Source organism: Micromonospora sp. NPDC050187, assembly GCF_044459745.1.
In the GTDB taxonomy this organism is placed as follows: domain Bacteria; phylum Actinomycetota; class Actinomycetes; order Mycobacteriales; family Micromonosporaceae; genus Micromonospora.
This window is the reverse complement of record NZ_JBITJH010000015.1, coordinates 88984-103157: the sequence shown is the minus strand read 5'-3', so window position 1 is coordinate 103157 and position 14174 is coordinate 88984. Positions and strand designations below refer to the sequence as shown.

Below are 14174 nucleotides of genomic sequence, written 5' to 3'. Positions count from 1 at the left end.
GGTGGTCGGCTTCCGCGACGAGCGTCGTCGCCGCTCCCGGGTGCCCGTACGCTGGACGGGTGTCGGCTGTTGATCTCGTCCTGCTGCTGCTCATGCTCGTGTTCGCGATCAGCGGATATCGCCAGGGGTTCGTCATCGGGGCGCTCTCCTTCACCGGCTTCTTCCTCGGGGCCCTGCTCGGCCTCCAGATCGGCCCCCTGCTCGCGGAGCGGCTCGCCGACAGCGCCGCCCGGGTGATCGTCGCGCTGGTCGCGGTCTTCGGACTGGCGGTGCTGGGACAGACCCTCGCCGGCTGGATCGGCTCGCACCTGCGGCACGCGATCACCAGTCGGATCGGCCGCCGCGCCGACGACATCGGGGGCGCGTTCGTCTCGCTCTTCGCGGTGATCCTGGTGGCCTGGCTCGTCGCCGTCCCGCTCGGGTCGTCGTCGTTCCCCTGGCTGGCCTCCTCGGTCCGGAACAGTGCCCTGCTCACCGTGGTCGACCGGGTGATGCCGGACCAGGCCCAGCAACTCTCCACCGCGCTGCGGGACACCGTGGACACCAACGGCTTCCCGGACGTCTTCGGCGACCTGGCGCCCACCCGGGCCCGACAGGTGTCGCCCCCCGATCCGGCGCTCGCCGGCTCCCAGGTGGTCGCCAACGGCCAGCGTTCGGTGGTCAAGGTGCGTGGCCACGCGCCGAGTTGCAGCCGCCGGATCGAGGGCTCCGGTTTCATCTACGCCGAGGACCGGGTGATGACCAACGCGCACGTGGTCGCCGGCACCCGCGACGTCTCGGTGGAACAGAACGGCGAGCGGTACGACGGTCGCGTGGTGGTCTACGACCCCGACCGCGACCTGGCCGTGATCCACGTACCGGACCTGCCCGGCCCGGCCATGCGGTTCGCCGGCGATCGGGCGGTGAGCGGGGCGGACGCGATCGTCCTCGGCTTCCCGCTGGACGGGCCGTACGACGCGCAGTCGGCCCGGGTGCGGGACGTCGACCGGATCACCGGCCCGGACATCTACTCCTCGGGGGACGTCACCCGGGAGGTCTACACGATCCGCGCACTGGTGCGCAGCGGCAACTCCGGCGGCCCGTTGGTCGCGCCGAACGGTCTGGTGCTCGGGGTGATCTTCGCGGCGGCGGCGGACGACCCGAACACCGGGTTCGCGGTCACCGCCGAGGAGGCCCGCCCGGTGGCCCTGGCCGGTGCGGAGCGGACCCGCGCGGTCGACACCGGCGACTGCACCTGAACCGGCGCCTTCCGCGCCACCCGGGCCGGGGGAGCGGTGGTGTCCACCCCTCCCCGGCGCCGGGTGTACGGGTCGGTCAGCCCAGGAACTTGTCCAGGGCGGCCTCGATGGCACCGGTGTCCGGCGAGGCGTACGCCTTCATCGTGGCCTTGTTGTAGGTGACGAAGGACGGGCAGCGGACGGCCGGCGCGTTGACGGTGCCGCCGTCGCCGATCTTCTGCGCGGTCTTCGCGGCGTAGAAGGTGAGGGTGTACCGGGACGACACGTAGTCGATCGTGATGATCTTGTCCGAGCTGTCCTTGAGCTGGCACTTACGGCCTTCGCCCTCGCTGCCGTCCTGGTACTTCAGGCAGCCCACGACGCTGACCTTGTCGAACTCGTCGCTCTTGGCGTAGTACGACTTGCCGTAGCCGGTCGAGCGGAGCGACCAGCTCTCCGGCCGCGAGGGCGAGTTGTAGAAGGTGTACGCCTTGGAGCCGGCCGGCGCGGAGTAGGCCGCGGCGTTGAGGATCGGATTGCCCTCGCAGACCGCGTCGAAGTCGCTGGAGTACCGGGCGGTCACCGCGTTGTTGTTGTTCGGTGTGTCGGTGTCCGGGGTCCCGGTCTCCGACGGGGCGGCGCTCGGGTCGTTCCCGCCGGGGGCCGAGGTGGAGGCCACCGGCGGGGGGGTGGGGTCGTCCTCGTCACCGTTCGCCACGATGACGCCGACGCCCACGCCGCAGAGCGCCAGCAGCGCCACGGTCGCGGCGCCGACGCCGAGGCCGATCATCAGGCCCCGGTTCTTCTTCGGCGGCTGCACCGGGGTGGCGTACTGCGGCGGCGGGAATCCAGGCTGCTGCTGCTGGTAGCCGGGCTGGCCGTACCCGTACGGGTCCGGCTGACCGGAGATCGGCTGACCGGGCGGCGGCCCCCACGGCTGCCCGGAGACCGGCTGGCCCGGAGGCGGTCCCCACGGCTGCCCGGCGTTCGGATCGGACGGTCCTCCGTACGGAGGGTGACTGTCGCTCATCTTTGGCCCTTATCGCTGTCGACGGTGCCCTGGCACCCGGATCACTGATCACGATAAACAGCGATGCAAATTGCCTGCTCACCGGCATCTCCTGTAATCGGGTAGCCGAAAGGACGGGCTTAGCGACCGTTAAGTAGAAAGTGGGCCGAGTGGCTCTGTCAGTGGCCCACAGTCATGATCACGTCACTCGGGCCCTCGTCCGGTGGGCTCAGCGCCGCTCCGGTCGCCGGCACCGGCGGGCCACCAGGGCCGTGCCGGTGACCAGGATGACACCGAGGGCCACGCCACCCCACAGCCGTTCCGGGGCCGCCGCCTCGGGGTCACCGGCGGCCCGGGCCGTCCACCCGTCCCGCCGCGTGCCGACGAGACCGAGCCGGTCGGCGTCGGTGTCGGTCGTCTCGGCCACGCCCGGGGCGCGACCGAAACCCACCTCGCCGGGGGACGAGTTGTCGTCGAGCGGGTTGCGGGGCACCGCGAGGACGTCCCGGGTGAGCGCGGCGACCGGGTCGAGCCGGCCGAACCCGAACCGGTCGTCGCGACCGGCGGGGCCGATGTCCCGGGCGGTGGTGATCAGGCGGTTCACCACGTCACCGGCGGACATCTGCGGCCACCGGGCGCGCAGCAGCGCAGCGGCGGCGGTCACCAGCGGCGCGGCGAAGCTCGTCCCCTGCACCCGCCAGTAGCCGCCGGGGCGGGCGCCCACCAGCCCGGTCGCCGGGGCGGTCAGCACGGTCTCCGGGCCGCTGATGGAGCCGGACCAGAGGTCGTCGCTGTTGCGCTCCAGACCAGCCACCGCGATCACCCCGGGTTCCCGGGCCGGATACCAGACCCGGGCGCCGGAGGAGACCGCCACGTTGCCGGTGCAGGCGATCACCACCACGTCCCGCGCGAAGGCGTAGTCCAGCGCCGCCGCCAGGGCCGCGCTGTCCCCGCCCCCGCCCAGTGACAGGTTGATCACCCGGGCCCCGTTGTCGACCGCCCACCGGACCCCCTTGGCCACGACCAGCGCGTCGTCGTAGCGGTTCTCCTCGTCGAGCACCCGGACCGGCAGGATCCTCGCGTCCGGCGCGAGGCCGACCACCCCACGGCGGTCGTCCCGCCGGCCGGCGATCAGGCCCGCGACCGTGGTGCCGTGCCCCACCGGGTCGGGCTCGGCCGTCCCGTTCGGAGTGACCAGGTCGAGACCGGGAAGCACCTGGCCCACGAGGTCCGGGTGCGTGGCGTCCACGCCGGAGTCGATCACCGCGACCGTCACCCCGCGCCCGGTGGACGTCCGCCAGGCGGTCTCCGCGTCGAGCGCGTCAAGCTGCCACTGGTCGTCGCGCACCTGGTCGGCGCGGGTGGGGGCGTGCACCGGGTCGACGGCGACCGGCCCGGGCCGCAGCGGCGTCCCGACCGCGGCGACCTGCCCGGCCGGTGGAAGCGGGGCGGCGTACGCGGCCGACGCGGCGAGCGGGGCGGCGTACGCGGGTGGCACGGACACCACGGCGAGCGGGACGGCCGTCGCGGCCACGGCGAGCAGCGCGCGACCGGCGAGCCTCCGGGCCCCGGTAACGCATCGCCGCCGCACCGCAGTCACCGCCTCAGCCCATTCGTCGCGCCGGACACATGATGCTCGGAGGTTACCCGTTCTCCGGTCCACTCCGGCTCCTCTTCGCCGTAATCAGCCGCCTCCGACGTCACATCGGAGGGAGGTACGCGAGCTGCACGAGCCGCACCCCCTCCCGCCGGGTCACCAGTCGGCCCCGCCCGGGCGGCAACGGACCGGGCCGGACCGGTCCGACCAGCGCGCCCTCCTCCGGGCTGCCGGTCATCACCAGGCCGGCCGTGGAGAGCTCCCGCAGCCGCTGGACGATCGGCTCGTACTGGGCCCGGGCCGCGCCGCCCGACCGCCGGACCAGCACCAGGTGCAGCCCCACGTCCCGGGCCTGCGGGAGGTACTCCTCCAACGCGCGCAGCGGGTTCGCCGGGCCGGTGGCGACCAGGTCGTAGTCGTCGACCAGGACGAACAGCTCCGGCCCGGACCACCAGGACCGGTCCCGCAACTGCGCGGCGGTGACCTCCGGGCCGGGCATCCGGCGCTGCATGTAGCCGGCGACGGACTCGATCAGTTCGGCGGTGCCGGCCGCCGCGGTGCCGTAGCCGATCAGGTGGTCGGTCCCGATCGCGCCGAGCAGGCTGCGGCGGTAGTCGACCACGATCACCCGGGCCTGCTCCGGGGTGAACCGCCGCGTGATGGACGTGGCCAGTGCGCGCAGGAACGACGACTTGCCGCACTCGGCGTCCCCGAAGACCACGAAGTGCGGTTCGACGGCGAAGTCGAGCACCACCGGACGCAGGTCCGCCTCGGCGATACCGACCGGCAGCCGCAGTCCGGTCGACCGGGACAGGTCCAGCTCCGCATAGGACAGCACCGGCGGGAGCAGGCGCACCGCCGGGGCGGCCGGACCCGGCCATGCTCCGGCGACCGCCTTCACCAGGTCGCCGGTGTCCCCGCCCGGGGCGGCCAGTCGCGGTACCGCGCCGAGGAAGTGCAGCCGCTCCGCGGTGATGCCCCGCCCCGGGGTGTTCTCCGGAACGTTCACCGCCGCCTGCCGGGCGACGCCCGAGTCGGACGGGTCGCCGAGGCGCAGTTCCAGGCGGGAACCGAACAGGTCCCGGATCGCCGGCCGGAAGTCCAGCCAGCGCAGCGCGGTCGCCACCACGTGCACGCCGTACGCCAGGCCCCGGCCGGCCAGGTCGGTCACCGGCCCCTCCAGGTCGTCGTACTCGCCGCGCAGCGTGGCCCAGCCGTCCACCACGAGGAAGACGTCGCCGAACGGGTCGGTCACCGGCTGCCCGGCGGAGGCCAGGGCGGCCCGCCGCTGCCGGTACGCGGCCATCGACTCCACGCCCAGCTCGGCGAAGCGCTGCTCCCGCTCGGCCAGCAGGGTGGCGACCTCCCCGACGGTACGGCGCACCGAGGTCGGGTCGGCGCGCCCGGCGACCCCGCCGACGTGCGGCAGGTCGCGGAGCGGGCCCAGTCCGCCGCCGCCGAAGTCCAGGCAGTACACCTGCACCTCGTGCGGGGTGTGGGTGAGCGCGAGCGTGCAGATCAGCGTGCGCAGCAGGCCGGACTTGCCGCTCTGCGGCGCGCCGACCACGGCGACGTGCCCGGTCGCGCCGTCCAGAGCCAGCCAGAGCAGGTCACGGCGCTGGTCGTACGGCCTGTCGACCAGGGCCACCGGCACCTGGAGCGCGCCGTGCAGCTCCGGGTTGCCGAAGGTCAGGCCGCGCGCCGGGTCGACGCCGACCGGGCCGAGCAGGTCGTCCAGGGCCGGTGAGGAGTCCAGCGGGGGCAGCCACACCTGGTGGGCCGGCGGCCCCTGACCGGCGATCCGCCCGACCAGCACGTCCAGCAGGGTCCCGCCGCCGTCCCGCTCCTCCTCGGCCGGTCGGGGCGACGGAACGGCCGGCGCCGGCACCGGCACGAGGTGGGTGGAGAAGGTGAGCAGTCGGGCCGGGTCGGCGCTGCCGACACCCGTGCCGTCACCGCGTCGACGGGCCGCCCCGGAGACGTACGCGGCCCGGAACCGGACCAGCGGTTCGGTGCCGAAGCGGAGGTATCCGTGGCCGGGAGAGCGGGGCAGCTCGTGCGCGTCCGGCACGCCGAGCACCGTCCGGGACTCCAGCGCGGAGAAGGTCCGCAACCCGATCCGGTACGACAGGTGGGTGTCCAGCCCACGCAGCCGGCCCTCCTCGAGTCGCTGCGAGGCGAGCAGCAGGTGCACCCCGAGGGACCGGCCCAGCCGGCCGATCTGCACGAACAGGTCGATGAAGTCCGGCTTGTGGAACAGCAGCTCGGAGAACTCGTCGCAGATCACCAGCAGGGACGGCAGCGGGGCGAGCGGGGTGCCCGCCGCCCGGGCCCGTTCGTAGTCGCGCAGGCTGGCGAAGTTCCCGGCCCGACGCAGCAGCTCCTGGCGGCGGGTCAGCTCGCCGTTGAGCGCGTCGGCCATCCGGTCCACCAGCGGAAGCGCGTCCTCCAGGTTGGTGATCACGGCGGCGGTGTGCGGCAGCCGGTCGAACGAGGCGAAGGTGGCCCCGCCCTTGAAGTCGATCAGGACGAAGTTGAGCACCTCCGAGCTGTGCGTGGCGGCCAGCCCCAGCACCAGGGTGCGCAGCAGCTCCGACTTGCCGGATCCGGTGGCCCCGATGAGCAGGCCGTGCGGACCCATGCCGTCCTGTGCGGACTCCTTCAGGTCCAGCTCGATCGCGCCGCCGTCGGTGCCGACGCCGATGGGCACCCGCAGCCGGTCGCGCGGCGCGCGGGGCGTCCAGCCCTGCTCGACCGAGAAGTTCTCCGGGTCGCCCAGGCCGAGCAGCTCGGGCAGGCCCAGCTCGGTCCGGGTCGGCGCGTCGGAACCCTTGACCGTGGTCGCCAGCCGCAGCGGGGCGAGTCGTCGGGCCACCGCCTCGGCGTCGGCGATCGGAAGCTGGTCGGCGGTGCCCACCTCGGCGTGCGTGTCGGCCGCGTACGAGTGCAGCCGCCCGTCGCGTACCTCCAGCACGAGAGTGGTCCGGTCGAGCAGGCGCGGCGGCGGCGTGTCCAGGTCGACCACGGTGACCGCGTCGATGCCGCCGTCGGAGGTGAGCTGGGTGGCACCGGTCAGGTCGGCGCCGTCGAGCACCACCACCACGTGCGGTCCGTCGGTGGCCGGACCGACCGGGCTGAACCGCGAGCGGCTGGCCAGCACCTCGCCGAGGAGCTGTTCCAGGTCGGCCGCCGCGCTGGTGACCAGGCGGACGGGGCCGAGCGCGTCGGTCCGCCCCGGGTGGTGGGCGTGCGGCAGCCACTTGACCCACTCCCAGGCGGTCCGCCGCTCCGGACCGGCGCAGACCGCGACGAGCAGCTCGTCCGGGGCGTGGAAGACGGCGAGCTGGATCAGCATCGTTCGGGCCAGCGCCTGCGCCGACGGCGAGCCGGCCGTCCGGGCCGTCGGGGTGCCGACGTCGCCGCGCAGGTACACCCGGGCGAAGCTGCGCAGCGAGAGCGCCACCGGCAGGTCCGGCACCACCGAGTAGGCGTCGAGGAACCGGCGGAGCGCGCCGGCGGTCATCGGTTCCAGCTCCTCCAACGGCCGGGTGGTCGGTGGCACCAGCGGGGTGGCCAGGGTCTGCGGCCCGAGCGCGACCCGCACGACCGCGAAGTCCGGGTCGGTCAGCCGGCGCTCCCAGACCCGGTGGCTGTCGACGGTGGACCAGAGCCGGGTCGGGTCGGGGTGCCGGTAGAACAGTCCGGCGCGCTGCCGTCCGGCGTTCTGGCGGACCTGGCGGCGCAGCACGGAGAGGTGGCGCAGATACTCCCGCCGGGCGGCCATCATCTCGGACTTCTTCGGGGTGCCGGCGGCACTGCCCCAGGAGGTGACCAGCATGGCCAGCGAGGAGAGCCCGAACATGGCACCGACCACGTACGAGTACGCCCCGCCACCCCGGCCGAACATCATCGCCATGGCCACCGTCCCGCCGAGCATCGGCAGGAGCATCAGCAACTGCTGCCACCGACCGCCGGTGACCTCGGGGATCTCCGGGGGCGCCTCGACCGGGAGCTCGCCGACCGGGATCTCCGGAGCCGGGCGTCGAGGCGGTCGCTTGATGACGACAGTGGACACTCACCCTCCCCCGTGCGCTCGGTAACCCGAGCCTGGCTCATGGTAGGTAAAGTGCTGCCGTCCGCGCACGCCGCCTGACAGGGAGTGAGACGTCGATGCCATCCGGGCTCGCCCGCGTCACGATCAGCGCGCCGCAGCGGCGGTTGGACGTGGCGCTGCCGGAGCAACTGCCGCTCGCCGAACTCCTCCCCGAGGTGCTCCGGCACGCCGGTGAGGGGCTCGCCGACGACGGCGAACGGCACGGCGGTTGGGTGCTGCGCCGCACCGACGGCGCCGTGCTGGCGACCGGTCAGGCCCTGCACGCCCAGGGCGTCCGCGACGGCGAGGTGCTGCACCTCGTCCCGGCCCACGCGCACTGGCCCGAACTCGAGTACGACGACGTGGTGGAGGTCATCGCCGACGGTGCGCGTCGCCGGGGTGCCGCCTGGTCGCCGGCCGCCACCCGGGCCGCCGCGCTGGCCGGGGCCGCCGTGCCGCTGGCCGTCGGGCTGGTCGCGCTCACCGCCGGCGGTCCCGACCACCCGGCGGACTGGCTGGTCGCGGCGGCGGTGGCCGTCCTGCTCGTGATGGCCGGCGGCGTCGCCTCCCGGGCGTACGGGGACGTCCGGGCCGGCGCCACCCTGGGCGGGTACGCCCTGCCGTACGCCTTCGCTGCCGGCGCGCTGCTGGTCAGCTCCGGTGACCCGGTTTCCCCGTTCGGTCCGCTGCGCTGGCTCGGGGCGCCCGAACTGCTGGCCGGCTCGGTGGTCCTGCTCCTCGTCGCGGTGCTCGGCCTGTTCGGCGTCGCCGCCCGGCTGCGGGTCTTCGCCGCCGGCACGACGGTCGGGCTGCTCGGCGCGGCCACCGCCCTGCTCGGCCTGGTCCTCGCCCCCGCCGGTGCCGCCGCCGTCCTGCTCAGCGTCCTGGTCTTCGCGGTCGGCGTGCTGCCCCTGCTCGCCATCCGCCTCGGCAAGGTGCCACTACCACCGATCACGCTGCCGGTCGGCACCGACAGTGGGCGTCCCGGCGTCCGCGACCTGCCGGACACCGGCCGGGTGCACGCGGCGGTGGCCCGCACCGAGGAGATGCTGACCGGGATGCTGCTCGGGCACGCGGTGCTGGCGGTGGCCGCCGCGCTCGTGCTCACCGCGACCGGGGGGCTCGCCGGCCGGATCCTGGTCGCCGTCGCCGCGGCGGTGCTACTGCTGCGGGCTCGCCTCTTCGTGGCGCTGCGGCAGCGGGTGCCGGCCCTGTCCGCCGGACTGGCGGCCCTCGCCGTGCTGGGCGTCGCCCTGGTCGACCGGGCCGGCCCGGTGGCCTTGCTCGGGCTGGTCGCCACCGGGGTGGTGCTCGCGCTGATCACCGTGGCGGCCGGCACCACGTACGCGCAGCGCCCGGTCTCGCCGTACCTCGGCCGGGCGGCCGACCTGACCGACACGCTGCTGGTGGTGGCGGTGGTCCCGGTGGCCTGCGCGGTGCTCGACCTGTACGACCGGGCCCGGGGGCTGCTCGGCTGAGCGGCCCCCGGGCCGATGCGTTCGGAAGTGTCCGGTTACCGTCAGTGCGTGGCCTCGCCGCGCGCCACCGCCTCCTGGTGCCGCCGGTACGACGCCCGGATCTCCGCCTCGGCCTCGGTCCGTCCCACCCACGTCGCGCCCTCGACCGACTTGCCCGGCTCCAGGTCCTTGTACACCTCGAAGAAGTGCTGGATCTCCAGCCGGTCGAACTCGCCCAGGTGGTGGATGTCGCGCAGGTGCTCCTGGCGCGGGTCCTCGTAGGGTACGCAGAGGACCTTGTCGTCGCCGCCCTTCTCGTCGGTCATCCGGAACATGCCGATGGTGCGGCAGCGGATCAGGCAGCCCGGGAAGGTCGGCTCGGGCACCAGCACCAGGGCGTCCAGCGGGTCGCCGTCCTCGCCCAGGGTGCCCTCGATGAAACCGTAGTCGGCCGGGTACTGGGTGGACGTGAAGAGCGTGCGGTCCAGCCTGATCCGGCCGGTCGCGTGGTCCACCTCGTACTTGTTGCGGTGACCCTTGGGGATCTCAACCGTGACGTCGAAATCCATCTCACGCTCCCTACGTTTGCCGACGCTGGCTAACGAACAGCGACACCCCCGGACGGGGCGATGCGCACCCGCCGGCGTCGGGCGCCGCATAGTCTTCGGACCGAAGTAGTGTCGCCCAAGCCGTTTTTCGTGGGGGAGGAGGGGGCTGTGGGGAGGGAAGACTCACACTACCGCCTGGGGGGTGACCGTGCTCCGGGTCGACCGGACCGGGCCACCGGGCGGGTGGTGGTACCCGGGGCGCACGGTCCCGCGCAGGTGTCGCCCGCCCCGACGGGCGGCCATCCCCGGCCGGACGCCCCCGGCACCGGGCAGCCGCCGCCCCCGGTCTACCGGCCGCCGGCCCGACCCGTCGGCGCCACCCCGAACTCCGGCACCCTCCCGAACTCCGGCACCGCCTTCCCGGTGTCCCCCGGCGCACCGTTCGGCGCGCCGGCCACGACCGGAGCCGCGCCGCCCGGCCCGCCCGTGCCGCCGCCGGTGGCCGAGCGAGGCCCGTCGCCGGACGGTGGCGGGACGACCCCGCGTCGCCGAGGCGCCCTGTTGACGGTGCTGGCGACCGTACTGCTGCTGGTTGTGGCCGGGGTCGGACTGGTCGTGGTCCGGCCCGGCCCGGTGGCCGGCTGGCTCGGCGACGACGCCGAACCGACCCTGGAGGCCCGCGCGCCGGAGGCCGCCCCCGTTCCCGTGCTGGCGCTGCCGGCCGGCACCGCCCCCGTCCCGACCGTGGAGGGGTTGCGGGCCGCGCTCGACCCGCTGGTCGGGGCGACCGCGCTGGGCAGCCGGGTCAACATCTCGGTCGCCGACGTCGTCACCGGCCAGGAGCTCTACGGCCGGGGCCCGGACGACGGCACCGTGCCCGCCTCGGTCACCAAGCTGGTCACCGGCGTGACCGTGCTGGCCGCACGCGGTTCCGCCTACCGGATCGGCACCCGGGCCGTGGCCGGTGCGGCGCCCGGCGAGGTGGTGATCGTGGGCGGGGGCGATCCGACGCTCGCCATCGACGCCAACGGGTTCTACCCTGGGGCGGCCCGCCTGGACCGCCTCGCCGAACAGGTGAAACAGGCCCTGGGCGGGACGCCCCCCAGCAAGGTGACGGTCGACTCGACGCTCTATCCCGGCCCTGTCCATGAGCCGGGTTGGGACGCCGACATCCCCACCGGTGGGTACGGCAGTGCGATCACCGCGCTGATGACCGACGGAGCGCGCCGCGACCCGGACGCCGGCCCGAAGGGCGCCGAGCGCTACCGCGATCCGGACCTCGCCGCCGCACAGGCCTTCGCGAAGCTCCTCGGCGTGCCGGCCGGAACGGAGATCGAGCGGGGGAAGGCCCCGACCGGTGGCGGCGAGGCCGGTACCGCCGGAACGCCCGCTCCCGGCACCGAGCTGGGCAAGGTCGAGTCACCGCCGATGATCCGGCTGGTGGACATCATGATCACCAACAGTGACAACGTGGTGGCCGAGGCGTTGGCCCGCCAGGTCGCCCTCGCCCGGGACCAGCCGGCCTCGTTCGTCGGGGCGGCCACCGCGATGGACCAGGTGGCAACCGAGCTCGGGCTTCCCGCCGACGAGCTCGCACTGGCCGACGGCAGCGGGCTGTCGCGCACCAACCGGATCAGTCCGTCCCTGCTCACCGACCTGATCGCGCTCGCCGGCAACGGCACCCGGCCCGAGCTGGCGGGGATCTTCGGTGGCCTGCCGGTGGGCGGTTGGTCCGGCACCCTCGACGACCGGTTCGCCACGGAGAGCACCCGCGCCGGTGCCGGCGTGGTGCGGGCCAAGACCGGGACGCTGACCGGGGTGCACGCGATCGCCGGACTGGTCACCACCGCCGACGGTCGCCTGCTGAGCTTCGCCATCCTCACCGACCGCACCCCGCCGACCACCCCGGACGCCACCCGGCTGGCCCTCGACCGGATCGGGGCGGCGCTGGCCGGCTGCGGCTGCCGCTGACCCCGCCCGGAACCACCAGCTGCCCCGACCGGGTGCCCGCCCGGCGGGGCCCCACCCCGGCCCCCACGACGCGAGCCGGGGTGGGGGTGTGCCGGCGCGGGTACGGTGGGGTGCATGGCGCAGTTCGTGGACTGGGATCTGGCCGCCGCCACCGCGGGGGCACTGGGCAAGTCGGGGCCCCGGGTCTCGTACGCAGAGGCGACCGAGGTGGTGGGCGACCTGCGGCGGCTGACCGACGAGGCGGCCGAGCACGTGGCCGAGTACACCGGCCTGCGTGCGCAGGTCACGCACCCGCCGGTACGGGTGGTGGACCGTCGCGACTGGGCGGCCACCAACATCGCCGGGCTGCGTGAGGTGATCACGCCGCTGGTCAGCCGGCTCTCCGGCGACAAGCAGCCGGGCGCGCTGACCGAGGCGATCGGCTCCCGACTCACCGGGGTGCAGGCCGGCACCGTGCTGGCCTACCTCTCCGGCCGGGTGCTCGGCCAGTACGAGGTCTTCTCCGCCGACCCGGGCCAGCTGCTCCTGGTCGCCCCGAACATCGTCGAGGTGGAACGGAAGCTGGAGGCCGACCCGCGCGACTTCCGCCTCTGGGTCTGCCTGCACGAGGTGACCCACCGGACCCAGTTCACCGCCGTGCCGTGGATGCGGGCGTACTTCCTCGGGGAGGTGCAGGCCTTCGTCGACGCCTCACAGGGCGGCGAGCACCTGCTGGAGCGGCTGCGGCGCGGGGTCGCCACCCTCTCCGACGCGATCAAGGACCCGGAGAGCCGGGCCAGCGTGCTGGACATCGTCCAGACGCCGGGCCAGCGGGCGGTGCTCGACCGGTTGACGGCGCTGATGACCCTGCTCGAGGGGCACGCCGAGTTCGTCATGGACGGCGTCGGCCCGGAGGTCATCCCGAGCGTGGAGCGGATCCGGGCCGGGTTCAACCGGCGTCGGGAGGCGGGCAACCCGCTGGAGAAGGCGATCCGCCGCCTGCTCGGGGTGGAGGTCAAGATGCGTCAGTACGCCGAGGGGCGCAAGTTCGTGCACGGCGTGGTGGAACGGGTCGGCATGGCCGGCTTCAACCGGATCTTCAGCTCCCCGTTGACCCTGCCCCGCCTGGAGGAGTTGGGCGACCCGGACGCCTGGGTGGCCCGGGTGCACGGTCCGGCCGGGCCGCTGCCGACGGCCGGCTGACCGTAGGGCCGTGGCCGCGCTCGCACCGGCGGTAGCCGCGATCCGGGTCGCCGTCCGCCGGGCACTGGTCGGGTTGCCGGCCGCCGGTCCGGTCCTGGTGGCCTGCTCGGGGGGTGCCGACTCGCTCGCCCTCGCCGCGGCTACCGCCTTCGTCGCGCCCCGGCTGGGTCGCCCGGCCGGGCTGGTCACCGTCGACCACGGCCTCCAGGCCGGCTCCGCCGAACGGGCCGCCGCCGTGGCCCGGTGGGCGGAGAAGACCGGGTTCGCCCCGGTGGAATCCGTCCGGGTACGTGTCGCGGGCCGGCCCGGTGGCCCGGAGGGTGCCGCGCGTGACGCCCGCTACCAGGCGTTGGCCGAGGCCGCCCGGCGGTACGGCGCGAGTGCCCTGCTCACCGGTCACACCCGGGACGACCAGGCGGAGACGGTGCTGCTCGCCCTGGCCCGGGGTTCCGGGCCACGCGGCCTGGCCGGGATGCCGCCCCGCCGGGACCTGTCCGGGGTGCCGCTGCTGCGACCGTTCCTCGACGTGAGCCGGGAGCAGACGCGTCGGGCGTGCGCGGTGCTCGGGTTCACGCCGTGGGAGGACCCGCACAACGTCGACCCGTCGTACGCCCGCGCCCGGGTCCGTGCCGACGTGTTGCCGGTGCTGGTCGCGGCGCTGGGCCCGGCGGTGCTGGAGAACCTCGCCCGGACGGCCCGACTGGTGGCCGCCGACACTGCCGCTCTCGACGACCTCGCCGCCGCCGCGCTGGCCGAGGCCCGGGTGCCGACCGACGGCCGCGCGGGAGCGGGCGGGGCGACCGGGGACCGTCCGGTTCCCGGCGGGCTGGTCGTGCCGGTGCTGGCCGGGCTCGCGCTCGCGGTGCGTACCCGGGTGCTGCACGCCTGGGCCCGCGAACTGGGCGCCCCGGCGGCGGCGCTGTCGCACCGGCACGTCGCCGCGCTCGACGCGCTGGTCACCGACTGGCGCGGGCAGGGCGCGGTGCACCTGCCCGGCGCGCTGCGGGTCACCCGCCGCGACGGTCACCTCGTGCCCGCCTGACCTACCCCGATCGGCCTTCTGGCGTGCCCCCGGCCGGTCCCCGGTGCGGTAGACATGG

Annotated in this window: 9 protein-coding genes; 5 read left to right on the top strand and 4 right to left on the bottom strand. The window is 74.7% G+C overall.

Going from position 1 to position 14174, the window contains the following annotated elements:
- The first annotated feature begins 59 nt into the window (after positions 1 to 59).
- Positions 60 to 1238, top strand: a complete 1179-nt coding sequence (locus ACIBJE_RS22200; protein ID WP_396751163.1) for a MarP family serine protease — start codon at positions 60 to 62, stop codon at positions 1236 to 1238.
- A gap of 76 nt (positions 1239 to 1314) precedes the next feature.
- Here ACIBJE_RS22200 and ACIBJE_RS22195 read toward each other — a convergent pair whose 3' ends face one another.
- The 3 genes from ACIBJE_RS22195 to eccCa form a co-directional block, all read right to left on the bottom strand.
- Complete coding sequence (locus ACIBJE_RS22195) at positions 1315 to 2247, bottom strand: hypothetical protein (protein ID WP_396751161.1); 933 nt, start codon at positions 2245 to 2247, stop codon at positions 1315 to 1317.
- A gap of 208 nt (positions 2248 to 2455) precedes the next feature.
- Positions 2456 to 3826, bottom strand: a complete 1371-nt coding sequence (gene mycP / locus ACIBJE_RS22190) for a type VII secretion-associated serine protease mycosin (protein ID WP_396751159.1) — start codon at positions 3824 to 3826, stop codon at positions 2456 to 2458.
- A gap of 100 nt (positions 3827 to 3926) precedes the next feature.
- On the bottom strand, positions 3927 to 7898 hold the full coding sequence (gene eccCa, locus ACIBJE_RS22185; protein ID WP_396751157.1) for a type VII secretion protein EccCa: 3972 nt from the start codon (positions 7896 to 7898) through the stop codon (positions 3927 to 3929).
- 95 nt (positions 7899 to 7993) lie between these two features.
- Between eccCa and eccD the strand changes: the two genes are divergently transcribed.
- Positions 7994 to 9394 (top strand): type VII secretion integral membrane protein EccD, encoded by a 1401-nt coding sequence (gene eccD / locus ACIBJE_RS22180; RefSeq protein WP_396751155.1) that lies wholly within the window; start codon positions 7994 to 7996, stop codon positions 9392 to 9394.
- A 41-nt stretch (positions 9395 to 9435) separates the two neighbouring features.
- Here the strand turns inward: eccD and ACIBJE_RS22175 are convergent, their stop codons facing one another.
- Positions 9436 to 9942 carry an inorganic diphosphatase gene (locus ACIBJE_RS22175; protein WP_088981731.1) on the bottom strand — a complete coding sequence of 169 codons (507 nt, stop codon included), beginning with the start codon at positions 9940 to 9942 and terminating at the stop codon, positions 9436 to 9438.
- Between the two features lie 465 nt (positions 9943 to 10407).
- Here ACIBJE_RS22175 and dacB point away from each other — a divergent pair, with 465 nt between their 5' ends.
- The 3 genes from dacB (at position 10408) to tilS (ending at position 14116) form a co-directional block, all read left to right on the top strand.
- The gene (gene dacB / locus ACIBJE_RS22170; protein ID WP_396751300.1) at positions 10408 to 11892 is read left to right on the top strand and encodes a D-alanyl-D-alanine carboxypeptidase/D-alanyl-D-alanine-endopeptidase; all 1485 of its coding nucleotides are present in this window, start codon (positions 10408 to 10410) and stop codon (positions 11890 to 11892) included.
- Positions 11893 to 12006: 114 nt separating this feature from the next.
- Positions 12007 to 13074, top strand: a complete 1068-nt coding sequence (locus tag ACIBJE_RS22165) for a zinc-dependent metalloprotease (protein WP_396751152.1) — start codon at positions 12007 to 12009, stop codon at positions 13072 to 13074.
- A gap of 10 nt (positions 13075 to 13084) precedes the next feature.
- On the top strand, positions 13085 to 14116 hold the full coding sequence (gene tilS / locus ACIBJE_RS22160; RefSeq protein WP_396751150.1) for a tRNA lysidine(34) synthetase TilS: 1032 nt from the start codon (positions 13085 to 13087) through the stop codon (positions 14114 to 14116).
- The last annotated feature ends 58 nt before the right edge of the window (positions 14117 to 14174 follow it).

Coding starts and splice junctions, on each gene's coding strand:
- ACIBJE_RS22175 (WP_088981731.1), bottom strand. CDS start 9,942: ATGGATTTCGACGTCACGGTTGAGATCCCCAAGGGTCACCGCAACAAG.
- eccD (WP_396751155.1), top strand. CDS start 7,994: ATGCCATCCGGGCTCGCCCGCGTCACGATCAGCGCGCCGCAGCGGCGG.
- ACIBJE_RS22195 (WP_396751161.1), bottom strand. CDS start 2,247: ATGAGCGACAGTCACCCTCCGTACGGAGGACCGTCCGATCCGAACGCC.
- ACIBJE_RS22165 (WP_396751152.1), top strand. CDS start 12,007: ATGGCGCAGTTCGTGGACTGGGATCTGGCCGCCGCCACCGCGGGGGCA.